The organism is Pontibacter sp. YIM B11418 (genome assembly GCF_059278805.1).
On sequence record NZ_JCAEMH010000004.1, the window covers coordinates 52,859 to 77,941 of the forward strand.

General features: G+C 51.7%; 23 protein-coding genes. 13 read left to right on the forward strand and 10 right to left on the reverse strand.

Features of this window, described 5'->3' with window-relative positions; genetic code table 11:
* Nucleotides 1–138: 138 nt before the first annotated feature.
* The 3 genes from AC4QZR_RS10800 to AC4QZR_RS10810 all read left to right on the forward strand — a co-directional run bounded on the left by AC4QZR_RS10800 (nucleotide 139) and on the right by AC4QZR_RS10810 (nucleotide 1,753).
* Nucleotides 139–942, forward strand: coding sequence for a hypothetical protein (locus tag AC4QZR_RS10800; RefSeq protein ID WP_494480936.1), 804 nt, complete (start codon nucleotides 139–141; stop codon nucleotides 940–942).
* Between the two features lie 142 nt (nucleotides 943–1,084).
* Complete coding sequence (locus tag AC4QZR_RS10805; RefSeq protein ID WP_494480937.1) at nucleotides 1,085–1,309, forward strand: CDGSH iron-sulfur domain-containing protein; 225 nt, start codon at nucleotides 1,085–1,087, stop codon at nucleotides 1,307–1,309.
* A 21-nt stretch (nucleotides 1,310–1,330) separates the two neighbouring features.
* The gene (locus AC4QZR_RS10810) at nucleotides 1,331–1,753 is read left to right on the forward strand and encodes a putative signal transducing protein (RefSeq protein WP_494480938.1); all 423 of its coding nucleotides are present in this window, start codon (nucleotides 1,331–1,333) and stop codon (nucleotides 1,751–1,753) included.
* A gap of 53 nt (nucleotides 1,754–1,806) precedes the next feature.
* On the opposite strand, the gene AC4QZR_RS10815 is transcribed toward AC4QZR_RS10810, so the two are convergent.
* Nucleotides 1,807–2,058 carry an acyl-CoA-binding protein gene (locus AC4QZR_RS10815; RefSeq protein ID WP_494480939.1) on the reverse strand — a complete coding sequence of 84 codons (252 nt, stop codon included), beginning with the start codon at nucleotides 2,056–2,058 and terminating at the stop codon, nucleotides 1,807–1,809.
* 130 nt (nucleotides 2,059–2,188) lie between these two features.
* Here AC4QZR_RS10815 and AC4QZR_RS10820 point away from each other — a divergent pair, with 130 nt between their 5' ends.
* Entirely contained in the window at nucleotides 2,189–4,393 is a 2,205-nt protein-coding gene (locus tag AC4QZR_RS10820) for a S9 family peptidase (RefSeq protein ID WP_494480940.1), read from the forward strand.
* A 182-nt stretch (nucleotides 4,394–4,575) separates the two neighbouring features.
* Here AC4QZR_RS10820 and AC4QZR_RS10825 read toward each other — a convergent pair whose 3' ends face one another.
* Entirely contained in the window at nucleotides 4,576–5,574 is a 999-nt protein-coding gene (locus AC4QZR_RS10825; protein ID WP_494480941.1) for a zinc-binding dehydrogenase, read from the reverse strand.
* Between the two features lie 136 nt (nucleotides 5,575–5,710).
* On the opposite strand from AC4QZR_RS10825, the gene AC4QZR_RS10830 reads away from it, so the two are divergent.
* Nucleotides 5,711–6,214 carry a GNAT family N-acetyltransferase gene (locus AC4QZR_RS10830; RefSeq protein WP_494480942.1) on the forward strand — a complete coding sequence of 168 codons (504 nt, stop codon included), beginning with the start codon at nucleotides 5,711–5,713 and terminating at the stop codon, nucleotides 6,212–6,214.
* A gap of 57 nt (nucleotides 6,215–6,271) precedes the next feature.
* Here the strand turns inward: AC4QZR_RS10830 and AC4QZR_RS10835 are convergent, their stop codons facing one another.
* A complete protein-coding gene (locus AC4QZR_RS10835; protein WP_494480943.1) occupies nucleotides 6,272–7,492 on the reverse strand; it encodes a S8 family serine peptidase in 1,221 nt (406 codons plus the stop codon).
* 417 nt (nucleotides 7,493–7,909) lie between these two features.
* Here AC4QZR_RS10835 and AC4QZR_RS10840 point away from each other — a divergent pair, with 417 nt between their 5' ends.
* Nucleotides 7,910–8,677: a peptidylprolyl isomerase gene (locus AC4QZR_RS10840; protein ID WP_494480944.1), complete on the forward strand. Its 768-nt coding sequence runs from the start codon at nucleotides 7,910–7,912 to the stop codon at nucleotides 8,675–8,677.
* 88 nt (nucleotides 8,678–8,765) lie between these two features.
* On the opposite strand, the gene AC4QZR_RS10845 is transcribed toward AC4QZR_RS10840, so the two are convergent.
* Nucleotides 8,766–11,237 carry a S9 family peptidase gene (locus AC4QZR_RS10845; protein ID WP_494480945.1) on the reverse strand — a complete coding sequence of 824 codons (2,472 nt, stop codon included), beginning with the start codon at nucleotides 11,235–11,237 and terminating at the stop codon, nucleotides 8,766–8,768.
* A gap of 632 nt (nucleotides 11,238–11,869) precedes the next feature.
* On the opposite strand from AC4QZR_RS10845, the gene AC4QZR_RS10850 reads away from it, so the two are divergent.
* Nucleotides 11,870–12,328, forward strand: a complete 459-nt coding sequence (locus AC4QZR_RS10850) for an STAS/SEC14 domain-containing protein (RefSeq protein WP_494480946.1) — start codon at nucleotides 11,870–11,872, stop codon at nucleotides 12,326–12,328.
* A 79-nt stretch (nucleotides 12,329–12,407) separates the two neighbouring features.
* On the forward strand, nucleotides 12,408–12,692 hold the full coding sequence (locus AC4QZR_RS10855; protein WP_220627591.1) for a (2Fe-2S) ferredoxin domain-containing protein: 285 nt from the start codon (nucleotides 12,408–12,410) through the stop codon (nucleotides 12,690–12,692).
* 70 nt (nucleotides 12,693–12,762) lie between these two features.
* Here AC4QZR_RS10855 and AC4QZR_RS10860 read toward each other — a convergent pair whose 3' ends face one another.
* Both AC4QZR_RS10860 and AC4QZR_RS10865 read right to left on the reverse strand, forming a co-directional pair.
* Complete coding sequence (locus AC4QZR_RS10860) at nucleotides 12,763–13,299, reverse strand: ferritin (RefSeq protein WP_220627590.1); 537 nt, start codon at nucleotides 13,297–13,299, stop codon at nucleotides 12,763–12,765.
* A 187-nt stretch (nucleotides 13,300–13,486) separates the two neighbouring features.
* The gene (locus AC4QZR_RS10865; protein ID WP_220627589.1) at nucleotides 13,487–13,870 is read right to left on the reverse strand and encodes a hypothetical protein; all 384 of its coding nucleotides are present in this window, start codon (nucleotides 13,868–13,870) and stop codon (nucleotides 13,487–13,489) included.
* A gap of 110 nt (nucleotides 13,871–13,980) precedes the next feature.
* On the opposite strand from AC4QZR_RS10865, the gene AC4QZR_RS10870 reads away from it, so the two are divergent.
* Entirely contained in the window at nucleotides 13,981–14,355 is a 375-nt protein-coding gene (locus tag AC4QZR_RS10870) for a cupin domain-containing protein (RefSeq protein WP_494480947.1), read from the forward strand.
* Nucleotides 14,356–14,369: 14 nt separating this feature from the next.
* On the opposite strand, the gene AC4QZR_RS10875 is transcribed toward AC4QZR_RS10870, so the two are convergent.
* From AC4QZR_RS10875 to AC4QZR_RS10885, 3 genes are all read right to left on the reverse strand, one after another.
* Nucleotides 14,370–15,404, reverse strand: coding sequence for a hypothetical protein (locus tag AC4QZR_RS10875; RefSeq protein WP_253402649.1), 1,035 nt, complete (start codon nucleotides 15,402–15,404; stop codon nucleotides 14,370–14,372).
* A gap of 218 nt (nucleotides 15,405–15,622) precedes the next feature.
* The gene (locus AC4QZR_RS10880) at nucleotides 15,623–16,360 is read right to left on the reverse strand and encodes a LytR/AlgR family response regulator transcription factor (RefSeq protein WP_494480948.1); all 738 of its coding nucleotides are present in this window, start codon (nucleotides 16,358–16,360) and stop codon (nucleotides 15,623–15,625) included.
* Between the two features lie 301 nt (nucleotides 16,361–16,661).
* Entirely contained in the window at nucleotides 16,662–17,771 is a 1,110-nt protein-coding gene (locus AC4QZR_RS10885; RefSeq protein WP_494480949.1) for a sensor histidine kinase, read from the reverse strand.
* Nucleotides 17,772–18,200: 429 nt separating this feature from the next.
* Here AC4QZR_RS10885 and AC4QZR_RS10890 point away from each other — a divergent pair, with 429 nt between their 5' ends.
* A complete protein-coding gene (locus tag AC4QZR_RS10890) occupies nucleotides 18,201–18,770 on the forward strand; it encodes a glycosyl-4,4'-diaponeurosporenoate acyltransferase CrtO family protein (RefSeq protein WP_494480950.1) in 570 nt (189 codons plus the stop codon).
* A 67-nt stretch (nucleotides 18,771–18,837) separates the two neighbouring features.
* On the opposite strand, the gene AC4QZR_RS10895 is transcribed toward AC4QZR_RS10890, so the two are convergent.
* Entirely contained in the window at nucleotides 18,838–19,173 is a 336-nt protein-coding gene (locus AC4QZR_RS10895; protein WP_494480951.1) for an MGMT family protein, read from the reverse strand.
* Nucleotides 19,174–19,387: 214 nt separating this feature from the next.
* Here AC4QZR_RS10895 and AC4QZR_RS10900 point away from each other — a divergent pair, with 214 nt between their 5' ends.
* The 3 genes from AC4QZR_RS10900 to AC4QZR_RS10910 all read left to right on the forward strand — a co-directional run bounded on the left by AC4QZR_RS10900 (nucleotide 19,388) and on the right by AC4QZR_RS10910 (nucleotide 25,062).
* Nucleotides 19,388–20,476 (forward strand): efflux RND transporter periplasmic adaptor subunit, encoded by a 1,089-nt coding sequence (locus AC4QZR_RS10900; RefSeq protein ID WP_253402639.1) that lies wholly within the window; start codon nucleotides 19,388–19,390, stop codon nucleotides 20,474–20,476.
* 78 nt (nucleotides 20,477–20,554) lie between these two features.
* Complete coding sequence (locus AC4QZR_RS10905; RefSeq protein ID WP_494480952.1) at nucleotides 20,555–23,671, forward strand: efflux RND transporter permease subunit; 3,117 nt, start codon at nucleotides 20,555–20,557, stop codon at nucleotides 23,669–23,671.
* Between the two features lie 53 nt (nucleotides 23,672–23,724).
* On the forward strand, nucleotides 23,725–25,062 hold the full coding sequence (locus AC4QZR_RS10910; protein WP_494480953.1) for a TolC family protein: 1,338 nt from the start codon (nucleotides 23,725–23,727) through the stop codon (nucleotides 25,060–25,062).
* Nucleotides 25,063–25,083 lie beyond the last annotated feature (21 nt).

The following is a 25,083-nucleotide window of genomic DNA, read 5'->3' on the forward strand; positions in this document are numbered from 1 at the left end:
GATTCTATCAACCCTAGCTATTCCTATAATTTTCTCTGCAACAGTGCAATTATTTTAAAGGAAAGGGCGTTTTACCTGAGACTGCCGGGGAAGCGCCCTGTGCTGTTTATTTATTTTCACTTTTCAACTTTTAGCCAAATGAAATTGAAAAACCGTTTCTTACCCGCCATGCTCGTATTTGGCGTGGTAGCTTTATCGTCTTGCGAGAAAAACGACAGTGAGTCTTCTGCAGAGCCTACCTTTGACCGTGGCAGCCTGTCACACATTACGCTGGACTCCGCAGATGTTACTTCTTACAATGTGGTGGGCAAGCAGCTCAGCCAGGTAAACCACTACAACCCGGAAACCGGCGAGGTGGAGAGTCTCGACAAGTACGAGCGCGACAACAAGGGCCGCCTGATCAAGAGCACAACCTACGCCGGCAAAAGCCAGACGCTTCTGACAGAGCAGCACTATACCTACAGCGACAAAGGCGAGTTGAGCAAATCGGTGTCCACTTACTTTTCAGGTGGCAAGCCGGAATACCAGACCTTCACCACTTATGCTTATGACGCTGCCAAGAAGCTGAGCAAGAAGTCCGTTTTCGAAGGCACAGAGGAGAAAGGCAAACTGAAGTCGTTCTCGACTTATGAGGTGATGCCAAACGGTAACTACGCCCAGGAAAAGCAGTTTGTGATCGATGGCACAGGAGAAGCCAAGCTTTACGCGACCACAACCAACTCTTACGATGCTAACCCGAACCCACTGCACGCTTTTGCAGAGCCAGGCTCGGCCAGCAGCCCCAACAACCTGGTGCGCTCTTCTATGGAAGTGCATAACAGCCAGAAGGCATTCACACGCTCTTACTCTTACAAGTACGATGACAGCGGCATGCCAATCAGCCAGACAGTGACATTGCCGAATGGTAAGTCTCAAACATTCAATTACGTGTACAGCAACTAATACTGCTGCGTAGTTAGCCTCACAGCCCCCGGCCGTTTACGTCCGGGGGCTGTGGTTTTTCTAGGCTTTTGCGGCTGCCAACTGTCATCTGGTAATTGTGCCGCAAAAAACCTATATTTGTTATTATACTAAACAACAGACAATGGCGAAGACAAAAATAACAGTGAACAGCAATGGTTCGCTGCGCGTAGAGGGTGAATTTGAGATCGTGGACAAGGACGGTAATGTATACGGGCTTGGCGGCCGCGAACTGGTTTCGATCTGCCGTTGCGGCATGTCGAAGAACAAACCATTCTGCGACGGCTCACACAAAGGACACTTTGAGCATGAGGCCGAGGCCTTCGATCTCCCTCCCAAAAAACAATAACCGTAACACAACCTGTTCCCTATGGCAGAACGCCTGATCACCGTTGCCACCTTCAGCCAGCCCACCGAAGCCCACATCCTGAAAGGACGTCTGGAGGCGGAGGGAATTCTCTGCTTTTTAGGCGACGAGCAAATTATAGCGGCACAGCCACTGTACTCGCTGGCAGTAGGCGGGGTGAAACTGCAGGTGACGGAAGGCGATGTGGAAGAGGCCCTCGAGTTACTGGGCCGTATAGAGCGCGGCACCAGTGAGTACATCATCGATGATAGCATTGAGTTAGCCCCTCCTACGCAGGTATACGAGGATACAGAAGCCTGCCCGATCTGCGAGTCAAAAAACATCTCTGCCCGTGGGTTCTTTGGAGGCGTGCTCGGTTTAACTTTGCCCTTCGTCAGCAAGCGCTACGGCTGCCATGACTGCGGCTATACTTGGAAAGAAAACTAAAAAAGCGCCCCTCAGGGCGCTTTTTTTATACCTGCTGTTTTCAGCTTTCGGGCTTACTTCAGGCTGTTTACCAGTTGCACATACTGCGCGCGGGCATCTTCCTGGCTCGTTCCCTCCAGGCTTTTCCAGGAATCCCATTTGGCGATGTTTTTAAAATCGAAACCACCTGGACGCTCTGTGTTCACATCCCCTTCCGTAGCCTGTTTGAATAAGCTGTAGAGTTGCAGCAGAATCGTATTCGATGGTCGTTCCGTCAACTCCTTCGATTGAGCTACTGCTTGCTCAAATTCTTCTTGTGTTGCCATAGTGTGTTAGATTAATCGTTTTTTTAGTGGTGACAAGGTATAAAAAAATACGCTGCATGCATAACTTTATTTTATAATTGAGTTTCCAATATTTTCCTTATTTTTATATTCTGTATAAAAAATACACACTATGAAAAAAGGACACAACAGCACGACGGCTCCAGCCCTACTACTATCGGCTTGCTTGCTGGCGGGCACAGCCTGCAGCACCACACAACAACCCACTACAGCCGAGACGGCCACAACTGAGCAGGCGGCCGACACCACGGCAAAGGCTGATGTCGCGCAGCCGCAACCGCCTGTTGCTGCCAAGAAACCAAAAGAGCTCACGGCGCACGGCCATACTCGTGTGGACAATTACTACTGGATGAACGAGCGCGAGAACCCGGAAGTGATCGCCTACCTGAACGCCGAAAATGCATACACCAAGCAGGTAATGGCCGATACGGAAGCGCTTCAGGAAAAGCTCTTCAACGAGATTGTGGGCCGTATCAAGCAAACCGACGAGTCTGTTCCCTATAAGAAGAACGGTTATTTCTATTATACGCGCTTTGAGGCCGGAAAAGAGTATCCGATCTATGCCCGCAAAAAGGGGAGCCTGGATGCCAAGGAAGACATCATGGTGAACGCCAACGAGCGCGCTGAGGGCAAGAGCTACTATGCTGCCGCTGGCATGAACGTGAGCCCGGATAACCATTTGGTAGCTTTTGGGGAGGACACCGTAAGCCGCCGCCAGTATACCCTCCGCTTCAAAAATCTGCAGACCGGAGAAATGCTGCCTGACCGTATACCCAACACCACAGGTGGTGCGGTGTGGGCGAACGACAACAAGACCATTTTCTATACCATGAAGGACCCGTCTTTGCGTTCTTTCAAGATTTTCCGCCATACCTTGGGCACTCCTACATCGCAGGACAAAGAGGTATACCACGAATCTGACGAGACGTTCAGCACGTTTGTGTATAAGACTAAGTCAGATAAATATATCATCATCGGCTCCAGCAGCACACTCTCTCAGGAATACCGTTTTGTTGATGCCGCCAAGCCAACAGCCACACCTAAAGTTATTCAGCCACGCGAGCGCGGTCTTGAGTACAGCGTCGACCATTTCGGCGACAGCTTCTACATCCGTACCAACAAAGACGGCGCGACTAACTTTAAGCTGATGAAAACGCCGGTGGGCAAAACCACAAAGGAAAACTGGAAGGATGTAATCCCGCATCGTGCGGACACATACCTGGAAGAGGCTGAGATCTTCAAAGACTACCTGGTGCTGCAGGAGCGCAAGAACGGCCTCACGGAGCTGCGCGTGAAGAAATGGAATGACCCGAAAACAGACTATTACGTGGATTTCGGGGAAGAAGCCTATACCGCCGGCATCAGCATCAACCCTGACTTCGACAGCAAGGTGCTGCGCTACGTGTACAGCTCCCTCACCACGCCAAGCTCCACGTTCGACTACAATATGGAAACCAAGCAGAAAACCCTGCTGAAAGAACAGGAAGTAGTGGGTGACTTCGACAAGAACAACTACGAATCCAAGCGCATTTACGCCACCGCCAAAGACGGCACCAAGATTCCGGTCTCATTGGTGTACCGCAAGGGACTGAAGCTCGATGGCAACAACCCGACCCTGCAGTACGCTTACGGCTCTTATGGCATTAGCATGAACCCGGGGTTTAGCTCCGTTCGTCTGAGCCTCCTTGACCGTGGCTTTGTATATGCTATTGCGCACATTCGTGGTGGTCAGGAAATGGGCCGCCAATGGTACGAGGACGGTAAGCTGATGAAGAAAAAGAACACCTTCACCGATTTCATTGATGTGTCGGAATACCTGATCGAGCAGGGCTATACCAATCCGGACAAGCTGTTTGCACAGGGCGGTAGCGCTGGCGGCCTGTTAATAGGCGCTGTTGCCAACATGCGTCCAGACCTTTATGAAGGCATGCACGCCGCCGTACCGTTTGTGGATGTGGTCACCACCATGCTCGACACCAGCATTCCACTGACCACCGGTGAGTTTGACGAGTGGGGCAATCCGGCCAAGAAAGACGCCTACGATTACATGCTTTCCTACTCCCCTTACGACAACGTGGAAGCCAAGGACTACCCGAACATGCTCGTAACCACCGGCCTGCACGACTCGCAGGTACAGTATTTTGAGCCCGCCAAGTGGGTAGCCAAGCTCCGCGAGTTAAAGACCGACGACAACCTGGTGCTCTTCCAGACCAACATGGAAGCAGGACACGGCGGTGCTTCCGGCCGTTTCCAACCCTACCGCGAAACAGCCCTGCAGTACGCTTTCTTCTTAAAGCTGGCTGGAATCAAGGAGTAAGTATAGCATTAGGAGTTAAAAAGAGGAAGCCCGCTGCAGATGGATTTGCAGCGGGCTTCCTCTTTTATACCTTGTCATTTCGACCTTTGGGAGAAATCTGAAATTTTGCTCGGTTTTCGAGAGTGACTTCAGATCTCTCCTATCGTCGAGATGACAGGAAAATCTCTTCTTATGGAATCAGTTTAACTCACCTTCACCACAATCTTTCCGAACTGCTTACCGGCTTCCATGTAGCGCATGGCTTGCTCGGTTTCCTCTAATGGGAAAACGATGTCTATTACCGGCTTTACTTTCTTTTCGGCTACAAAAGCGATCATCTCGGCAAAGTCCTGGTTGGTGCCCATAGTGCTACCATGTATAGCGAGTTGCTTCCAGAAAATCTCAGCCGGGTTGATCTGGCCGATCATACCGGTGGTGCCGCCATAGATCCCGATGCGACCGCCTGGCTTAGCCAATTTCACCAGTTGCACAAACCCTTCGCCGGCAGCCCCGTCGATGCTCACGTCAAATCCGCCTACCTCGGCCTTCAGCTCCTTGCCCCAGTATTCTTTCTTATAATTTATGCCGCCTGTTGCACCCAGCTGTTTAGCCTTTTCGATCTTCTCATCTGATCCGGATGTCACCCATACCTCTGCTCCAGCAGCTACCGCAAACTGCACGGCAAAAAGAGCCACACCACCACCGGCACCTGTAATCAGCGCCCGCTCGCCAGCTTTCAAGCCACACTTCGTGAACATGGCCCGGTAGGCTGTAACGCCCGCCAGCGGTAGTGCAGCGGCCTCTTCAAAACTCAGGTGCGCTGGCTTGAGGTGCAGGTTGGAGGCTTTTACTTTCACGTAGTCTGCAAAAGTGCCATCCTCGGGCATACCCAGCACCTTATACTCTTTGCTATGCGCCTTCGGATTATCGCCCCAATCAGTAGAAGGATCTATCACTACATCCTGCCCTATCCAGCTTTTATCCACACCCTCGCCCACTTCGGTCACGATACCTGCTCCATCAGATCCCAGTATGGCCGGATAGTCTTTGGTGAAGTAGCGTCCGTACTGTATCCAGACGTCGCGGTGGTTTAGGGCGGCTGCCTTCACCTGCACAATGGCTTCACCGGGACCGGCAGTCGGTTTCTCTTTCTCGATCAGTACAAAAGGGCTGTTGATGGCTTCCAGGTAAATGGCTCTCATAGTAGTTAGGTTAAGGTATAGGTATAGGTATACAAAGGTATAACTTCTGCCCTAAGCTGAAAACCTATCCGGCCAGGCATTGGCTTTTTATACGGGAGCAACTATCTTCGTTGCCAGCACAGCAATATAAGAGCATATGAACACCACGTTTAGCATCCGGGAAGCAACACTAACTGACATACATATCATTCACCGACTGGCCGAGGCTATTTGGGAACCAACATATCGTGCCATTCTCTCGCGGGAACAGATTGACTACATGTTTGGGGTGATCTATACCTACGAAGCCCTGGATCAGCAAATGCAGGAAGGTCAACGCTTTGTTTTATTGCTGGACGCTGCGGAGCCGATCGGTTTTGCTGCCTATTCCATGAAAGATTCCTCAGACGCTGTATACAAACTCAACAAGATATACCTGCTCCCTTCGCGCCAGGGCGAGGGACTGGGCAATTTGCTGCTGACAGCGGTGGAAGAAAGGGTAAAGAAGGCAGGAGCCCGTTACCTGGACCTGAATGTAAACAAGTATAACCAGGCAAAAGCTTTTTATGAGCGCTCAGGCTACCGGGTGCTGCTGGAAGAGGACATCCCGATTGGCCCTTATTGGATGAACGACTACGTGATGCGCAAAGCTTTGGCATAAAAAAAACGGGCAGCCTTTCAGCTGCCCGTTTTGTATCACTATCCCTATCGGTTCGGATTACTTCACTGCAATTGGATCTGGGTTTCCGTCCGGATCGTTCTTCACAGTGCCGCTTGTTCTAAGTGGTCCGTGCAGCAGGAGACCTGCTACGTGCGGAGACGCCATAGATGTGCCGCTGATCGTGTTATAACCACCACCTTTCCAGGTAGAGTTGATGCTCACACCAGGTGCGCACACATCTACCGGCGGGTTGCCGTAGTTAGAGAAGCTAGCCCATGAGTCAGAAGAGTTCATGGCAGAAACTGTGTACACATTAGCATGGTTTACACGTGCTGGAGATGAGTTGTTAGCATGCGTAGACTCGTTACCGGCAGCCAGGGCGAACTTAACCCCCTTGTTGGCAGCAGCAATAATTGCATCATCCAATGCCTGAGAAGTTGGGCCACCCAAGCTCATGTTGGCCACGTCGCCAGACTGAGCAGCCGAAGCCACATAGTCAACACCAGCGATTACGCCAGAGTAAGAACCACTACCGCGTGAGTCAAGCACTTTAACAGCAACAACCGTTGCGTCGTGGGCTACACCGATCACACCTATCGTGTTGTTCTTCGCAGCAATTGTACCTGCTACGTGTGTGCCGTGTCCGTTGCCATCGTCAGCTGAGCCAGCATCTCTACCAGAGGTAAAGAACGTTCTGCTGCGGTTAACATCCACTTTCAGGTCTGGGTGGTCAAGGTCTATACCCGAGTCGATCACCCAGGCCGTTTTACCGGTACCATCACCATAACCCACACGGGCAATGCCGTAAGGCACCGTCTGGCCTGCAGAACCGCCGCCACCTGTTCCTGGCTTCGCCAGCATCACAATTCTGTCTGGCTCAATATAATCTACACGGCTATCGCTACGGAGCGCGTCCACCTGGTCATCCGACAATTTTACTGCCACACCTACTAATGCCTGACCATAGGCCTGCTCAATTGTTGCATTGGAAATACCTTTAGAGGAGAGTAATTCCTGGCCCATTTCACGCACTGCGCCTACACGCTCGGCATAAGTAACAGTACCATCCAGACGCTGATTGGCATCTTTCTTAAATACTACAATGTATTGGCCTTTAATAACAGCTCCATTTTGGGTGGAGGTCTGTAAATTCTCTGCTACTTCAGTTGCTTCAGGGGCCTCAGAGTCGCAAGAGGTAAACGAAACGGCAGCAGTAGAGAGAGCTGCGCCAAATAGGACAGAACGCAGAACGTTCTTAACGCGTAAGGTGTTTTTCATACTTGTAAAAATGTTAGGTTAGTTAAAGTTTTAAGGTTTATTATAAGGATAGTGAAAGGCAAACTATTGAATGAGATTTATATATCCAAATAAAAGTATAATTTTTTTGGAAGCTTTTTTATGAAATGCACCTGGCGCTAGCTGCAGGCCACACGTTGTTGCAACATTTAAATTGCACTGAATTTAGCGCGCAAATCCTCCCTCCCACGGCAATCAGGGCACTTTTTTGGGTGTATGCAAAGATCAGAATATTTGGAGCCGCCTTTATACGCTGTTCGCATCAAAGAGTTTGCATTCAGGAAGCACTATCCTTGAAAAGTCAAATTTTAATCCTATTTTAATAATGCGCCAGTACAATTTTATTTGCATACTATACCTACAGTTTACTATATTAACTGATGCACTAAACTCACCTTTATGAACTACTTGAAAAAAACACGCTTCCTCCAGCCCCTCCTCTTTGCTATTGTCATCTTTATGGGCATAACAGGCTGCCAACCCAACACAGAAGAACAGGCCAAATCGGAGAATCTTGAAACCGATACAGCAGCCAAGCTGGAGCCGCTCACCTCGGAGAGTGCCGTCGCTATACTGACTGCCTATGAAAAAGAGCATGCCGATAGCCTGATCATCATCAGCACGCGCCACGGCGATATCAAGCTGCGACTATTCCCTGAAACGCCGCTGCACCGTGCCAACTTTGTACGCCTTACCAAGGCAGGTTTTTATGACCAGGGAGAGTTTTACCGGGTCATAAAAGGATTTGCCGTGCAGGGCGGCGACTCTGATACCCGTACGATGAAAAACGGGGCGTACAAAATTCCGCAGGAGTTCAACCCCAAGTACATCCACAAGCGCGGTGCCCTGGCCATGGCCCGCTACGGCGACGAGCGCAACCCGGAGAAGGAATCTTCTTCACATAACTTTTACATTGTGCAGGGTGAGCCCAGAACAGTTCAGGAACTAAGAGCATTCGAGGCCAAACACAACATAAAGTATACCCCACAGCAGATTGCGCTTTACACCAGTATCGGCGGGGAGCCCTCGCTAGACCAGGAGTACACGGTGTTCGGGGAAGTAATAGAAGGGATGGGCGTGGTGGATAAGATCGCCGAAGAGCCGGTAGACGGGCAAAACTGGCCGCGTGATATTGTGCCACACACGATTAAGACGATTAATCAATAGACAGCACACGACACAAGGTATATAAGCAAAATGCCCCGGCCAGATAGGTCGGGGCATTTTGCTTTTTTATTGAATGTGTCGCTATACCTTACTGCACCTGACGGTCCTTCACATAGGTGTTCAGCCAGGTATCCATTTCCCAGAGCATGTGCAGGATTGACTCACGGGCTGCGTAGCCATGGCTTTCGTGCGGCAGGAAAACCAGTCGCGTAGTGGCACCGTGGCCTTTCAGGGCGTTGTAGAAGCGCTCGCTCTGCACCGGGAAAGTACCGGAGTTGTTGTCAGCCTCGCCATGAATAAGTAGGATAGGCGTTTTAACTTTATGAGCGGCAGAGAAGGGCGACATGCGGTTGTATACCTCCGGCGCCTGCCAGTACGTGCGCTCCTCCTGCTGGAACCCAAACGGTGTGAGCGTGCGGTTGTAAGCTCCGCTTCGGGCTATACCTGCGGCAAACAGATCAGAGTGTGCCAGCAAGTTGCCGGTCATGAAAGCACCGTAAGAATGTCCGCCCACGGCAATGCGCTTCGGATCGGCCACGCCCATACCTACTGTCTTGTCGATAGCGGCTTTGGCACTGGCTACCAGTTGCTCTACATACGTATCGTTTGGCTGAGCATCTCCTTCCCCTACTATCGGGAAGTCCGTGCGGTCGAGTACGGCATACCCTTGCGTCACCCAGAACAGCGGCGAACCAGAACTGATGCGGGTAAACTCGTAAGGCGAACTCTTCACCTGTCCGGCAGCAGCTGCGTTCTTGAACTCACGTGGATAGGCCCACATCAGCATCGGAAGCGGTCCGCTACCTTTCTTATAGTCTTTCGGCAGGTATAGCACAGCGGTCAATTTCACACCATCGTTGCGCTCGTACTGCAGCATCTCTTTCTGCACGCCCTGCAGCTGCGGGTATGGATGGGGGAATTTTGTAACCTGTGTCATGCGCTTCTTGTTCAGGTCACGCACGAAGTAGTTGGGCACTTCCTGCTCCGACTCGCGACGGGTGATGATGCGCTTGCTGTTCAGGTCGATGATATCTACCGGACGCTCATAATAAGGAGCCTCAGAACGGAACAGGATCTTTGCTTTTTTCGATTTCAGGTTGAACTCGCTCAGAAAAGGACGATTGCCCTCTGGTGAGCCGCCTTCACTGATCATGTAAATGTTGTCGCCTTTTTTATCAGTCAGCAGCACGCTGCGGCCATATTGGTTTTTGGTGTATACCGGACTTCCCGGATCACTGTAACCATCTTCGTAAGAGCGCTCGATCAGCACCGTACCGGCCTGTGCAGGCTTCGACGGATTCACGCGCACGACGCGCTCAGTGCGGGTTTTCCAGAGGCGCTCGTTTACAAGTGCCAAATCATTATTGCCCCACTGCACACCACGATAGCGGTACTTGGTTCCGGCCAGTTTAGCAGGCTTTCCGGAGAAAGGCGCATCCAGCATAAACACCACGTCGCGCTCGGCAACTTCTTTGCTGGCATCACCACCGTCTTGCGCTTCTGCCCAATAGAGCGTAGCCGCTTTGTCAGGTCTCCAGTTGTAGCCACGCGGACCTTTGGCCACGTTATCAAAACCAATCGGAATATCTTCGGCGAGTGGCAGTTGGGCCAATTGCTTCACTACTTTACCATCACGGCCCCACACCTCCACATTGTAAGGGAAGTAATAGTGCGGCACCAGGTATGAGTAAGGCTTCTGGATCGTTTCCACGAGCAGGTACTGCCCGTCCGGCGATACGTCGGCACTCTTGATAATGCCGGCCTGACCTACATTTTGCTGTTTCCCATCCAGGCTCACCACTTTAAGCTGGGTCTGCATGTAGTAGTCGAACAGCTGCTCGTCGTACTTGTTCTTGAGCAGATCCTGGTAGGTGCGCGATGGGTTTGCCTTGCCAATGTTTTGCTGAATGTTCGGGCCCGTTGGTACCAGGTTAGCCTTTGGCATTTCGCCACGCTTCTCGTCCACAAACTTCACGAGCAGCGACTTGCTATCCGGCAACCACGAGAATGGACTGCCGCTATACGCATCGTTCAAGGCGGCGTCAGCTAGCTTGCGCGCCTGGCGGTCGGCTATACCTGCCACCCACAGTTCGATGCCATTGGCTTTGGTGATGGTGAAAGCGATCTGTTTTTCGTCCGGTGACCAGGTTACGTAAGAGATCTGGGCATTCTGCGGTATACCTGCCAGCTCAAACTCCTGCCCGCCATTCACCTGCTTTATTTTAATATTATTTATAAACGTGGCGCGGCTCTGCCCGTTGGTAGCGGGGTTGATGCGGAGTCCAGCCAGACGGCTTTCAGGTTGCGCCAGCTCTTCTATGCTGGGGTAACCCGCCCGCTCGAGCAGCAGCATCCAGTCGCCTTTGGAATTAATGCTGACATTTGGTGTAGAAGGCGCGTCGATAATAGAGGCAATGACCTCGGGTGGTCGCTGGTAGCCGGTGGTGGCTTGGTTGCCGCCCTGCGCAAAAACGACAGGAGCCGGGGAGCCCGCCAGTAGCAATAGGCTCAGTAACGAAGCAGCCAATCGCTTCGGGGTTCTCAGAGTCTTGATGTGCATGTTTCTTTTAAGGTTAAGATAGGTTAGATGTGAGGTTAGACAGTAAGTGAGGTTGAAGGTTTAAGCCAGAAATCAGCATTCAAAGAAATCAGACCAGTCTTCTCCGAGCTGGCAATTTTTATAGCAGGCTTAATATATCTAATTATATCCTTAACTTAATACTGTTCTGAAAAAATCACTGCCCTCACTCACATTCTTACTGGGTTTCCTTGGTTCCTATACCTCCTTGGCGCAGCATTCTTCCATACCTAAACTGTAAATTGCCAAAGGCACTAATATGTGGTAGACTCAGGCAATATTCTGAAAGTAGACACCTATACTTTATGACAAGTCAAGCATTCGGTCTTTCATCAGGCAGGAAAAGCTGGTCTGGAAGGGAAAGACAGAAATTCATTTATAGGCAGGAATGAACTCGGGACAACAGTTATTACAGGAAGGCCAGTCTCTAAGGCACATGAGCAAAAGCGAGCCGGTCAGCTCAAACTGGTGAACACCAATATCCAGTAAGCTTTCTCTTAACAGTCCTTTTTGCAAATCAAGGCTGCGGCTATTGCCGTATGATAATCGCACAGGGCATTAACAAACCAAATTCACTACATTTACTTCTACAAGTCAGCGGGAAGGAGTACCGAATGCTGCCGTTCCTCAATAAACCAGCGCACAAAATTATCCGGATGAAAGTACAGGAGCTTACATCTTCTACAGGCAAAACTTACCTCACCATTTATTATGATGAGCATAACAAGTGGGTGTATAACGACTGGATCGGCTATGTGTCTCCTGAAAACGTAAAGCAGGGTAGCCTTGCCGTACTGCAAGCCATTAAGCAGCATAAAGCCTCTTGCGGACTGAATGATAACCGCAACCTGGTGGGGCGTTGGGATGAATCAGTGGAATGGATTGAGCAGGTATGGATACCTGCCGCCGCAGAAGCAGGATTGCAATATTATGCGCACATTGCAAATGAAGATGCATTTGCAGCCGCTTCTTCAGCCGATATGCTGGATCGGGTACAGGGCCGCTTCGAGATGCGTATCTTTAAAGATATAGACGAGGCCCGCAGTTGGCTTACGGCCTGTCAGCAAATTTAAGCCGAAGGTATAGGACTGCACGTACATGAACTAATTCACAAGTTTTCCTCTTTAAAAGAGAAGCAATTCAAACTAATACATGAGCAAAGGATTTGAGGTACCTGATAAGGTGATATATGTGTGCACAGGCAGCAAGTGCAAGAAAAAGGGCGGAAAGGAGATCGGCAAAATGCTCCGCAACATGATCAAAGACATGGGCCTGAAAGGAAAGGTAGAAGTAGTGAAGACCGAGTGTACCGACCGCTGCGATTTTGCCCCCGTCATGAGTTTTCAGCCTGACAATGTATGGCTGCAATATACCACCGAAGAAAAGGCCAAACAGGCTTTCAACGACCATATCCTTAAATCAGACGATCAGGAATAGGTATAGGGACTGCCAATAAAAAAAGCCTTTGGAGCGAATCCAAAGGCTTTTGCTTTTATAGCAGGGGTAATTATCCCTCGTAAGTATCCTCGTACGTGATTTTCGGCACACGCTTGTCAATCTCGTACTGGCCTGTTCCCTCCTCGCCTATCACATCGAACAACTCGAGCGCACGACGGGCCACATATTCTTCCTCGATCTGCTCTTTGAGGAACCACTGCAGGAACGTGAAGGTCACAAAGTCTTTGGTCTTCATACACTTGTCTGCCATGCGGTTGAATGATTGCGTCACAGCGATTTCCTGCTGCAGCGCCTGCTCAAACACACTTCTGAAAGAATCGAACTCGATCTGAATACCCGAGACATCCGGAGAAACGGCACGGCCGCCCATATCAGACACATACTTAAACAAGCGCAACATGTGCTCACGCTCCTCGTCTGACTGCTTCTTAAAATAGCCTGCACTAAAGTCGAAGCCGTTGCGGTCGCACCAGGCCGACATGGCCAGGTACATAGCCGAGGCGTCCGCTTCCATTTTAATCTGGTCGTTGAGAACTCTTTCTATTTCTTCGGTCAGCGAAGTTCTTAACCTTAGTAGATCCTTCATAGGTATAGGGGTGTTTTTCGTTCTAAATCAAGGGCCTCCTCCGGGTAGAGGATGCGTCCTTTATTCTTACCATCAAGGTAGGTATAATGTTCTGAAAAAGGATACCTGGATTGAAATATGGAAAAAGTCTAAATAAAAAAAGCACAGCTTGTGGGCTGTGCTGGTGGGTATAGCTGATGTTGCGAGACTACGCTTCGAGTGGCGTCAGGCACTCGTGCAGCAGGCGATTGAGTTCAAGGCTGAAATTGGCACCGGCCAGCAGGTCGCGCAAGGCATAAAGCTCCGTCAGGGACAAGATAAAACAGCGGTCGCAGCCACACACCGACACGATTTCGTAATCAGAAGAGCGGCTAGGGTTAGCGGCCATTTGTTCCAGGTCGATGCTGGCAACGGCTTGCTTCAAACGCAGAAAAGTATCTACCTTGAGCACGTTCAGCGTTCCGGCAAAGTATAGCATCAGGCGGTTCTTACGATCGCACTGAAATACGGCTCCTACTTCGTTTGCATAAATTTCGACCAATTCAGGGGCTGCTGTTATCGTCTCTCCGGGCTTCGCTATTGCTGCTATCATAGTGGTGGCGCTTGTTTCTTAAATCGAGTAACACAAAGGTAAGCCCTATTTAGAATCAGTCCAAATAAATTTAGATGATATTCATCACCACTCTATAAAATAGGTATAGCATGAACCAGAAAATAGAAAAAGTAAGCCTGGCAGAGAAGTTTTCTCTTATACCTGACTTCTGGAATCCGCGCATTGCAGGCGAGCTGAACGGGCAGCAGGTGAAGCTCGCCAAGTTCAAAGGCGCATTCGACTGGCACCACCACGAGCACGAAGACGAGCTCTTTCTGGTCGTAAAGGGAAGCTTTGATATGGAATTCCGGGACAAAACGATCACCTTACAACCGGGCGAGTTCCTGATCGTTCCCCGTGGCATGGAGCACCGGCCAGTGGCGCACGAAGAGGCCGAAGTGCTGCTGTTTGAGCCCGCTACTACTGTGAACACCGGCAATTTGACCGACAGCGAGCGCACCCGCCACAACCTGGAGCGACTTTAGCAGCAGGTATAGCCCTACTTGATTTTGGCCTTTTTCATCACGGTTTTGAGGTTGAGGCGCACCAGGTCCCCCATGCCCCGACATTTAAGAAACTCGTCTGAATTGTGGTGCTGGGCCAGTTCCTGTTTCAGCTGCGCTATTTTTTCGGGTGTCGAGATGGTGTCTTTGCGCATACAGTCGATCAGGTCGCGAAGGCGGTAGCGGGCAGTGCGCAGGCGCCTGAAAATGAGCGTGCGCTCCTCGTTCTGGTACTGCCGCACCACATCAGGTTTCAGCAGCTTGAGCACCAGTTCCACAATCACGTTATTGTCTTTGAAGAACTGCGGCAGGTACATGCTCTTGCGCCCCTCGTAGGATTGTTGGTCGAAGTCGATGGGCCGCACGCGGTACTGCTCATCCTCAAAGTCAGGCGTGATGTCCACCACATAGTTATAGGAGCGCATGTCGCCGAGCAGTCGCACGAAGCAGCGTTCGTTAAATTTCACAAACTCTTTGGCAATGCGCACCTTGTTGGAGGCCGGCCGGTTGAGGTATTCTTTGATAAAAAGGTCGCCCGGTATACCTGCAATATGCTCTTCAATGAGCGTGTCGCCATCCACGAGGTAGTTGATGCGGTTGGGCGACAAAATGTACTCCAGCTCCAGCCCATAGATGCGGGAAGCATCGGCCCGCTTCACATAGAAGTAGTCGTAGTTGTCGTTAAGCTGGTTCATGATCTGCACCCGGAAGGGATTGGAGTTGCCGAAGGTGCAGTAATCGACCCTGGACACGTACAGGTGCTCCATTACCGACATGTCGCCGTCGGTTTTAAGCAGGGCGTAGATTTGGGTCAGTCCGGAGTTGAGCTCCGCCTGCGCCTGCTGGTCGAACATGATGGTCTCCCAGAGTGTGTCGTGCCCTTTTTTGTCGTAGTAAGGGAAAGCGTCGGTATAGTGGACCAGGTCTTCGTAGTGCACCGGCAGTTTCGTCTCCCGGTCGTATTCGTGCAGGTAGCTGCGCAGGCAAGCCGCTATCGGGTAAAACAGCTTCTTTTTGGAGATGGAGTTCAAGGGAATTTAGGTGTTAGAGAGTTTAAGAGTCTGGGAGTCAACAATGCGTCTCCTGACGAGCCTTTACGGGAAAGAAAGATATTATGCTACGAGTTAAGGTATAGAAGTTTTACTTCATTCGCTATACCTGACTCTTTTGGCATAATTAGCAAAATGGAGCAAACGCAATTCGCTTCACCTTACTTCTTCCCTCTTAAACTCTCAAAATCCTAAATGCTTTAACTTTCCAGCAGGTTGTTCTGCCCGAGCACTTGCAGCACGTCGTTTTTGTATAGGCGTCCGATCGGAATTTCGGTTTTGCCTACGTCGACGGCGGTGGCGGAGAAGGCCTGTACTTTGTCGAGGGAGATGATGAAGCTGCGGTGGATGCGCAGGAACTTGTCGGTGGGCAGCTTTTCTTCCAGGAAGGAGATTTTCTGGTATGAGATGATCTCCTTCGTATCGGTCTTTACGCGGATGTAGTCCTTCAGGCTCTCGATGTAAAGAATATCGGCCAGCATCACCTTCACCATCTTCTTGTCGGCTTTCAGGTAAATGAAGGCATCCTTGTAATCCGGTTCGGTTTGATTTGTCACTGGAGGCGAAGTGGCAATACCTCTGGGTTCGGCGGGCGTCACCTTGGCCACAGCTTTCAGGAAGCGGTCGAAGGCGATCGGTTTGAGCAGGTAATCCACGGCGTTGAGCTCATAGCTATCGAGGGCATAATCGCGGTAGGCGGTGGTGAAGATGACCCTGGGCGGATTAGGTATAGACTTGAGGAAATCTATACCTGTGAGTTTGGGCATCTGGATATCGAGAAACATCAGGTCGATGTGCTCAGTCTGCAGGCAGTTGTAAGCCTCCACAGCATTGTTGCAGCGGCAGACCAGTTCCAGGTTGTCGAGGCGTTCCACAAAAGTCTCCAGCACGTCCAGCGCCAGGGGCTCATCGTCTACTATCAGGCAGCGTAGTTTCATGTTTTATTCAGGTATGGCACAAGGTATACGTAATGGGCGTGCGTTAATCTTAGCTGATGTTCAATGTATACGTTAACCCACTCCTGTTGCTTACAAGAGGCAAGGCTTATAATTTCTGCTAGCAACTATCCTCTTGAGGGGATTATAGGAGTGTAAAGGCAGTACAGAAAACCCAATTAATGACCTCTTTGCAATTTACTCGCTGATGTAAACACCCCTCTACGCTCCCCTCAAGGGGAGAACCCCCTTAAGAAACAGCCCTGTTCCTCGGAGGGCTCAGGGAATAAATCTCTAAAAATTTTTATCCCTGACCCAGGTGCAACTCCAGACGCACGGCATAGCTCTCAGGCTCGTCCTCAATCTCCAGGCTATACTTGTTTTCGTAGAGCAGTTCCAGGCGGCGGCGCACGTTTTTCAGGCCGATGCCCGAGGCAAAGTCGCGGTTGCTGTCGCTGGCTTTTTCGAGGCATTTGCAATTCTCGACGAGCACTACCAAGGTATGGCCCTGCACTTTAACATCTACCCGTATCCAGGCGTTTTTGGTTTCGGTGCTCACGCCATGCTTAAAGGCATTCTCCACAAAAGGCAGCAGCATCATGGGTGCAATCTGCTTACCGGCTATACCTCCCGACTCGGTATAGGCGATGTCTACGCGGTCGCCGTAGCGGATGCGCTCCAGGGCAATGTAGTTCTGTATGTAGCTCAACTCCTTTTCTAGCGGGACTTTGGCAGCAGCGGCATCATAGAGCATATAGTCCATCAAACCTGATAGCTTGAGCACCACCTCCGGCGCGTTATCGGATTTGCGGAGCGTGAGCGAGTACAGGCTATTGAGCGTGTTGAAGAGGAAGTGCGGGTGAATCTGGCCTTTCAGAAACTTAAGCTCGGCCTCCAGTTTATCCTGCGCCAGCTGCTGCGTGGACTGCTGGTTGCGGTACCAGTTTTTGAGCAGGTAGATGGCAGCTGACATGGACACCAGGTAACCCAGATTCACAATGTTGCGCACAAAGCGGTGGAGCGTCAGGTTGTCGTTGGTACAGGTAGTCGGGCAGATGAGCGGATGAATGAGCAGTGGCATGAGCACAAACTGCATCAGGATGCCGATGGCCCCCATCATGAGCAGGAGGTATACGGCGAACTCCAGGTAGCGCTGCTGCAACAGGTATTGCGGCATCAGGAAGTACATGTTAAAGTATACCAGCAGCATCTTGAACGGCAGCTCGATGAGCTCGATCATGAAGGCGTTGTAGTAATCGTCGATGTAGCTGCCGTAGAGCAGACCGAAAAAGCACACGTATACCGCCCAGAAGAGCAGGTGCAGCAGCAGCCTGTTCTGAGTGATGTTACGCACATCCGGCAGACTCCAGCTCTTTACCTCCAGCTCACGTGCCGCGTTCAGTTTTACTTCCATCCTGCAAAGTTACGTTTTCTGCGCATCAAGTCCCTAGCCGACAGGTGCTTTTAGACGAGCGGCTATACCTGCCACACGAAGTGCAGCCATCGTGCCGCTTACAGCCTGCGGGGTGCTATACCTGCTGTAAGGGTACGCAAAACGGTCGCCTGTCTAAAAGTTAAAATTGCCAGTTTCAGACTCCCTATACTTGTATCACTATCGGGGAAGACAGAGCCCCTTTGGTGCTGCATAGACATTTTTTCTGTGATTTCTTAAGAACCTCTGCTGGCAGCGAGTATCGGAGCTCCACCATCAGTGATTTGTTAGAGTGGTTAAAGGCGCTGCCCGCAAGGTGGTGCCTTTTTCTTTTTGGGGTTTGACCGGAAAGGGCAATAGCTGTAAATTAGTAAATCACTATACCTGAAAACATAGCCGCACGCTGTACCCATGTCTAAATATCTGAGCACTTTTCTCATCTCCCTATTTTCGGTCGGCATGATTCTAGCCGTAGCTTATCTGCTGGGCGTCACTTCCTTCTCTTTTGCCTGGGTTTTTAATTTCATGCTGATGATGGCGGTGTCGTCTATCATGCAAACCTTTAAACCAGCCCTCACAACTGAATACTTTGATGTGAAGGTATGGGAAAATGGCGGGCAGGTATACCGATGGTTTGGTGTCAACATCTTCCGGAAGCTGCTGGTTTGGGTTGGATGGGAAAGGCTTCATAAAGCGGTAAGCCCTGTCAAAAAAGATCTGGAGGCACTACAGCGGTTGGAATACAACACCCGACAATCTGAGTTCGGGCATTTGGTTATCTTCTTTATCGTACTTGGGTTTACCTTTTTCGTGTTATACCAATACGGACTAGAGCAATCGCTGTGGTTGATTTTTCTGAATATGATCCTGAACGTATACCCCATCCTGGTGCAGCGCTACAACCGCCCCCGACTGCAAAAGGCCATTCAGGTATGGAAAAGGCTATCAGCCGCATCTTCAAATGCGAAAATCACACGATAGTTTACCCAAACGAAAGTTAGCCTCTGGCCTCACTTCCTAAACTCTCAAACCCCCAAACTCCTATACCTTACAGCAGCTCCTTCGCCGGGTCCCAGAACAGCTTCTCAAACTCCACCACCTGGTCGTTCTCGATTTTAACGCCCTCCTGCTCCAGCCGCTCCTGCATGGCGTTGGAAGCTTCGAAGTGCTGCTTGCCTGTGAGCATACCGATTCTGTTAACCACCCGGTGCGCAGGTATAGCGGCAAATGGCTGCGAAGCGATCAAGGCCCAACCCACCATCCGGGCCGAACCCTTTGAGCCCAGGTAGCTGGCGATGGCGCCGTACGAAGTCACACGCCCCTCGGGGATCAGCCTAACTACCTCATAAACATCTTCAAAAAAGTTTTTCTTGTTGTCGCTCATACCTTTGCGCAAATTCTTTTATTCGTTTTTAAACCTCTGGAGTTGCCGTTTGTCTTATAATAGCGCCTGTTCGTAGAGTTCAGCTAGCCCATGCTTTTTACTACCATGATAAGCGTGTAAATTTAGTCGTTTTTTGCTGTTGTCTATACATTTAATACAAACCAGAATTTTATACCTTTGAGGTCACGCACCTCGAATCGAAGTTTAAATCTAAATGAACAAAACTGTCAAAACCATCCTTCTCCTGGTAGTTGCCGCCGTTGTGGGTTACCTACTTTACAGCAAAGTATTTTCTGGTAACGAAGAAACAAAAGCTGCCGGACCTACGGGCGGACCTATGGCTCAGAAAGTGGCCGTAGACGTGTTTGTAGTCTCTCCCACCGCTTTCCAGAACAGGATCACTTCTACCGGCTCCGTTATGCCGAACGAGGACGTGGAACTGCGCAGCGAAATATCCGGCCGCGTAACGGCTATCAACTTCAAGGAAGGTAGCCAGGTGAAAAAAGGACAGCTCCTGATGACAGTGAACGACGCAGACCTGCGCGCCCAGCTGGCCAAACTGCAGTCGAACCAGAAGTTGTACCAGGACATGGAGGAGCGCCAGCGCACCCTCCTCGAGAAAGAATACATCAGCCGCCAGGAGTATGACCAGGTAAGCAACCAGCTCGCCACCGCCACAGCAGACATCCAGGCGCTGAAAGCCACCTTGTCCAAAGCCTACGTGCGTGCGCCGTTTGATGGCGTGATCGGCCTGCGCCAGGTGAGTGAAGGCAGTTACGTAACGCCAACCACGCCTGTAGCCCGCATCGTCGACATCAGCCCTGTTAAAATCGACTTTTCCATACCCGGCCGCTATAGCCAATCCGTAAAAGTAGGCGATAAGATCACCTTCTCTTCCGAAGGCAGTGCTGAACGGTATGAAGCCACTATTTACGCCATACAGCCCAACATCGACCCCGCCACCCGCACCCTGCAACTGCGCGCCCTCTACGAGAACAAGAACCAGGAAATAAAACCGGGTGCCTTTGTGAAAGTGGAGCTTGGCCTGAAGGATGTGGAGGAAGCCATCCTTATACCTACTGAGTCGATCATCCCGGAGGCAACAGGACATAAAGTGTTCCTGGCAAAAGGCGGAAAAGCCCAGCCACAGATGGTGAAGATCGGCCAACGCTCTGAAACCATGATTCAGATCATTGAAGGAGTACAACCTGGCGATACCATCATCAGCTCAGGTATACTGCAGGCACGCCCCGGCTCTGATTTGAAAATCAGAAGAGTGACATCATCTGAAGTGAAGGAGTAGCACGCCGCAACGTGCTGCATGGAGCCTAAGGAGGTATAAATGAATCTCCTGAAGAGAAGGAATAAGTAATTAAGAAGTATGGCAAGTTTATCAAACATAAGTATAAAGCGCCCGGTACTCGCCATCGTGATGAGTATCACCATCATCGTATTCGGCATCATCGGGGTTAACTTCCTGGGCGTGCGCGAGTACCCGAGCGTGGACCCACCGATCGTGAACGTGTCCACCTCCTATACCGGGGCCAACGCCGAGACCATCGAGTCGGAGATTACCGAGCCGCTCGAGGAGTCCATCAACGGTATAGCAGGTATACGCACGCTTACCTCCTCCAGCAGCGAGGGCAGCAGCAATATCACAGTGGAGTTCAACCTGGGCATCGACCTGGAGGCTGCGGCCAACGACGTGCGTGACCGGGTGTCGCGGGCACAGCGCTTGCTGCCGGACGATGCCGACCCACCCACCATCGCCAAGGCCGACGCGGATGCAAACCCGATCCTGATGCTCGGCATCAAGAGCGAAACGCGCTCCCTGCTCGACCTTTCTGACCTTGCCACTAACATATTCAAGGAGCAGTTGCAGACCATTCCGGGTGTGAGTGCCATCAACATCTGGGGCGACAAGCGCTACTCCATGCGCCTGCGCATGGACCCGGACAAACTCTCCGCTCTCAGCGTAACGCCAGTTGAAGTACAGCAGGCGCTGACCAGGCAAAACGTGGAACTGCCCTCCGGAAGTATAGAGGGTGCCAGCACCGAGCTTTCGGTGCGCACGATGGGCCGCATTTCCACCCCGGAGGAGTTCAACAACCTGGTAGTGCGTCAGGACGCCGACCGCCTGATTCGCTTCCGTGACATCGGATTCGCCGAACTGGCACCTGAGAACGAGAAGACGGTACTTCGCTTCAACGGCATCCCGATGCTGGGCGTGGTAATCATCCCACAACCGGGCTCCAACCAGGTAGAGATCTCTGATGAGTTCTACAGACGCCTCGAGCACATCAAGAAAGACATCCCCAAAGACATCGAGCTGGTTATCGGCTTCGACAACTCACAGTACATCAAGGCTTCCCTTTTTGAGGTGCAGGAGACGTTCTTCATCGCCTTCGGCCTGGTAGTCGTTATTATCTTCCTTTTCCTGCGCGACTGGCGCTCCACGCTCATTCCAGTCGTGGCTATACCTGTCTCGCTCGTCGGCACCTTCTTCATCATGTACCTGATGGATTTCTCCATCAACGTGCTCACCTTGCTCGGTATCGTGCTCGCGATCGGCCTAGTGGTGGACGATGCCATTGTGGTGCTTGAGAACATCTATGCCCGCATAGAAGACGGGCAGGAACCTAAGAAGGCCGCCAAAAAGGGCTCCGAGGAAATATACTTTGCCATTATCTCCACCACGGTGGCGCTGGCCGCGGTGTTCATGCCCGTAGCCTTTCTGGAAGACACCACCGGCCGTCTCTTTAAGGAGTTCGGCATTGTGGTGGCCAGTTCGGTGATTATCTCGGCCTTCGTGTCGCTTACCATGACGCCGATGATGTCCTCGCGCATGCTCCGCCACCAGGAAAAGCCAAACTGGTTCTACCGCAAAACAGAGCCATTCTTTAACTCCCTAACCAATGGGTACCGCAGCAGCCTGGAGAGCTTCATGAAGTTCCGCTGGGTCGCTTTCATCCTGATACTCGCTTCGGCCGGCATCATCTGGGGACTCATGAAAACCATGCCATCGGAGCTAACGCCTGATGAGGACCGCAGCGGCCTGCGCATCAACGCCACCGGCCCTGAGGGTGCTTCCTTCGAGTTCATGGACAACTACATGCGCGAGCTGACGGCGCTGGTCAACGACTCGGTGCCAGGTATAGGCAGCATGACGAGTATGACCCGAAACGCCAACAGCGGCTTTATACGCCTGCGCCTGGTCGACCCATCTGAACGGGAACTGACCCAACAGCAGATCGTGGACAAGCTGCCTGGCCTGATCAACCAGATTCCGGGCGCGCGTGCTTTTGCCTCAGGTGACAAAGGCCTGGGCGGTGGCCGTGGCTCCGGACAGCCGGTGCAGTATGTAGTACAGTCGCAGAGTGTGGCGAAGCTGCGCGAGGTGGTTCCCCAGTTTCTGGAGGCAGCCCGTCAGGATCCTACTTTCAGTTTCGTGGACGTGAACGTGAAATTCAACAAGCCGGAGCTGCGTGTGGAGATTGACCGTGAGAAAGCGCTTTCACTGGGCGTGGACATCCGGGACGTGGCGCAGACGCTGCAGCTTGGCCTGAGCGGTTCCCGCTTCGGCTACTTTGTGCGAGGCGGCAAACAGTACCAGATCATCGGACAGGTGGAGCGGGCCAACCGCAGCGAGCCCCTGGACTTGCGCAGCCTATACGTAAAGAACAACGCCGGCGAGCTGATTCAATTGGACAACCTGATTGAGTTGAAGGAAGAGAGCGCTATGCCACAGATCTACCGCTTCAACCGTTTCGCGGCCGCTACTTTCAGCGCCTCGCTGGCCAAAGGCAAAACCATTGGCGACGGTATAGCGGCCATGGACGCGATAGCCGCCAAAACGCTGGACGAAACGTACCAGACAGCCCTGACAGGCCAGTCGAGGGACTTCCAGGAAAGCTCCGGCAGTTTGATGTTCGCCTTCTTACTCGCACTTGGTCTGATCTACCTGGCACTGGCAGCACAGTTCGAAAGCTTCCGTGATCCGATCATCATTATGTTCACCGTTCCACTGGCGTTGGCAGGCGCCTTGTTCAGCTTGTGGTACTTCGGCCAGACACTGAACATCTTCAGCCAGATCGGTATGATTATGCTGGTAGGTCTGGTGACCAAGAACGGTATCCTGCTGGTGGAATTTGCAAACCAGCGCAAGCAGGAGGGCCTGAGCAAGTACAGCGCCGCCATCGACTCCGCTGTTTCGCGTTTCCGTCCCATCCTGATGACAAGTTTGGCCACCATTCTGGGAACCCTGCCGATTGCCCTTGCACTTGGTGCGGGCTCCGAAAGCCGCGTGTCCATGGGTATAGCAGTAGTAGGCGGGCTTATATTCTCGACCGGCCTCACGCTCTACATCATCCCGGCTATTTATTCTTACTTCTCAACGGCCGAGGCGAACCTGGACCTGATGGAAGATAAAGACAGGGAGGCGGAGCAGGAACGTCGGAACGAGCGCAAGCAAGAAAGAGAGCACGCTCTGAGTAAATAATATCTGAAATCGAATCTCTGACGCTAAGATTTAAACCTTTGCATTCTAATATAATGTCCCCACTTAAAGTTGCAGCACTGTTCCTCCTGGGAGTAGTGCTGCTCTTCCCCAATAAACTTGCCGCACAGGAACAGCTTTCGCTGCAGGATGCCATCCGCATAGGGCTTCAAAACAATTACGACATCCAGATCGCAGGCCGGCAGGAGGCTATTGCCGAGAACAACGTCACCCGTGGCAATGCCGGTTTTCTGCCGAATGTGGACGCACGCGGGGGCCGTACCTTTAGTGAGAACAACTCCCGCCAGCAGTTTCAGACAGGCCCGGACCGCACCCGTAACGGCGCCAGCTCCAACAACCTCAACGGGAGCATTAACCTGAACTGGACCATATTCGACGGCATGGGCATGTTCATTAACTACGATCGGTTGAAGGCGCTGGAAAAATCAGGGGCTTTGTTCACCCGCGAAACCGTGCAGAACACGCTTGCCAACATTTTCGACAATTACTTTGAGGTGGTGCGCCAGTCCAAGAAGATGCAGGCCATTGAAGACGCCATTGCCATCTCGCAGGCGAGGGTAGACATCGCCCAGGCACAGTACGAAGTGGGTGTGAGCGCCAAGGTGGAGATTCTGCGTGCGCAGGTGGACTTTAACACCGACCGCTCGGAGCTGCTGGTGCAACAGGAGGCGCTTCAGAACGCCAAGATCAACCTGAACCAACTCCTCAGCCGCGACCCGAACATCGACTTTGTCGCCGTAGACTCCATTGTAGTTGACCCTAACCTGAACTACGGAAACGCGGATGCAGGCATGCTGGCCAACAACCCGCTTCTGGGTCGCCTCAAACTTAACCAGGAGATCGCCAGCCTGGACATCAGGTCCGTTCGTGCCAGCCGTCTCCCTGTGATCGGAGTGGTGGGTGCCTATAACTTTAACCGCTCAGAGAACGAACCGCTGAACGAATTCTCACCACTCTTTAACCAGAACCGGGGGTATAACTATGGCCTGAGTGTAAGCTTGCCTCTTTTTAGGGGGTTCAATACAAATCGCCTGGCTCAAAATGCCCGCATCAACCTGGAGTCTGCCAACCTTGAGTATAAGCGCCAGCAGAACCTGCTGGATGCCGCACTGGCCCGGGCCTACAGCCAGTACACCAACCGCCTGCAACTACTGCAACTGGAAGAAACCAACCTGACGCTGGCCCAGGAAAACGCCGCCATAGCCCTGGAACGCTACCGTCTGGGTCTTTTAACGGCCATTGAGCTGCGGGAGGCGCAGCGTAACCAGCTCGTTGCCGAAAACCGATTGATCGACATCCAGTTCCAGGCCAAGGCCGCTGAAACGGAGCTGAAGCGCATCAGCAGCACGCTGCTGCAGGAAGGAGCCGAATAACCATACCTCCCGGTATATATT

Bases quoted from the DNA above. Each gene is read 5' to 3' on its own strand.
- AC4QZR_RS10800 (WP_494480936.1), top strand. From the start codon at position 139: ATGAAATTGAAAAACCGTTTCTTACCCGCCATGCTCGTATTTGGCGTG.
- AC4QZR_RS10805 (WP_494480937.1), top strand. From the start codon at position 1,085: ATGGCGAAGACAAAAATAACAGTGAACAGCAATGGTTCGCTGCGCGTA.
- AC4QZR_RS10810 (WP_494480938.1), top strand. From the start codon at position 1,331: ATGGCAGAACGCCTGATCACCGTTGCCACCTTCAGCCAGCCCACCGAA.
- AC4QZR_RS10815 (WP_494480939.1), bottom strand. From the start codon at position 2,058: ATGGCAACACAAGAAGAATTTGAGCAAGCAGTAGCTCAATCGAAGGAG.
- AC4QZR_RS10820 (WP_494480940.1), top strand. From the start codon at position 2,189: ATGAAAAAAGGACACAACAGCACGACGGCTCCAGCCCTACTACTATCG.
- AC4QZR_RS10825 (WP_494480941.1), bottom strand. From the start codon at position 5,574: ATGAGAGCCATTTACCTGGAAGCCATCAACAGCCCTTTTGTACTGATC.
- AC4QZR_RS10830 (WP_494480942.1), top strand. From the start codon at position 5,711: ATGAACACCACGTTTAGCATCCGGGAAGCAACACTAACTGACATACAT.
- AC4QZR_RS10835 (WP_494480943.1), bottom strand. From the start codon at position 7,492: ATGAAAAACACCTTACGCGTTAAGAACGTTCTGCGTTCTGTCCTATTT.
- AC4QZR_RS10840 (WP_494480944.1), top strand. From the start codon at position 7,910: ATGAACTACTTGAAAAAAACACGCTTCCTCCAGCCCCTCCTCTTTGCT.
- AC4QZR_RS10845 (WP_494480945.1), bottom strand. From the start codon at position 11,237: ATGCACATCAAGACTCTGAGAACCCCGAAGCGATTGGCTGCTTCGTTA.
- AC4QZR_RS10850 (WP_494480946.1), top strand. From the start codon at position 11,870: ATGCTGCCGTTCCTCAATAAACCAGCGCACAAAATTATCCGGATGAAA.
- AC4QZR_RS10855 (WP_220627591.1), top strand. From the start codon at position 12,408: ATGAGCAAAGGATTTGAGGTACCTGATAAGGTGATATATGTGTGCACA.
- AC4QZR_RS10860 (WP_220627590.1), bottom strand. From the start codon at position 13,299: ATGAAGGATCTACTAAGGTTAAGAACTTCGCTGACCGAAGAAATAGAA.
- AC4QZR_RS10865 (WP_220627589.1), bottom strand. From the start codon at position 13,870: ATGATAGCAGCAATAGCGAAGCCCGGAGAGACGATAACAGCAGCCCCT.
- AC4QZR_RS10870 (WP_494480947.1), top strand. From the start codon at position 13,981: ATGAACCAGAAAATAGAAAAAGTAAGCCTGGCAGAGAAGTTTTCTCTT.
- AC4QZR_RS10880 (WP_494480948.1), bottom strand. From the start codon at position 16,360: ATGAAACTACGCTGCCTGATAGTAGACGATGAGCCCCTGGCGCTGGAC.
- AC4QZR_RS10885 (WP_494480949.1), bottom strand. From the start codon at position 17,771: ATGGAAGTAAAACTGAACGCGGCACGTGAGCTGGAGGTAAAGAGCTGG.
- AC4QZR_RS10890 (WP_494480950.1), top strand. From the start codon at position 18,201: ATGTCTAAATATCTGAGCACTTTTCTCATCTCCCTATTTTCGGTCGGC.
- AC4QZR_RS10895 (WP_494480951.1), bottom strand. From the start codon at position 19,173: ATGAGCGACAACAAGAAAAACTTTTTTGAAGATGTTTATGAGGTAGTT.
- AC4QZR_RS10900 (WP_253402639.1), top strand. From the start codon at position 19,388: ATGAACAAAACTGTCAAAACCATCCTTCTCCTGGTAGTTGCCGCCGTT.
- AC4QZR_RS10905 (WP_494480952.1), top strand. From the start codon at position 20,555: ATGGCAAGTTTATCAAACATAAGTATAAAGCGCCCGGTACTCGCCATC.
- AC4QZR_RS10910 (WP_494480953.1), top strand. From the start codon at position 23,725: ATGTCCCCACTTAAAGTTGCAGCACTGTTCCTCCTGGGAGTAGTGCTG.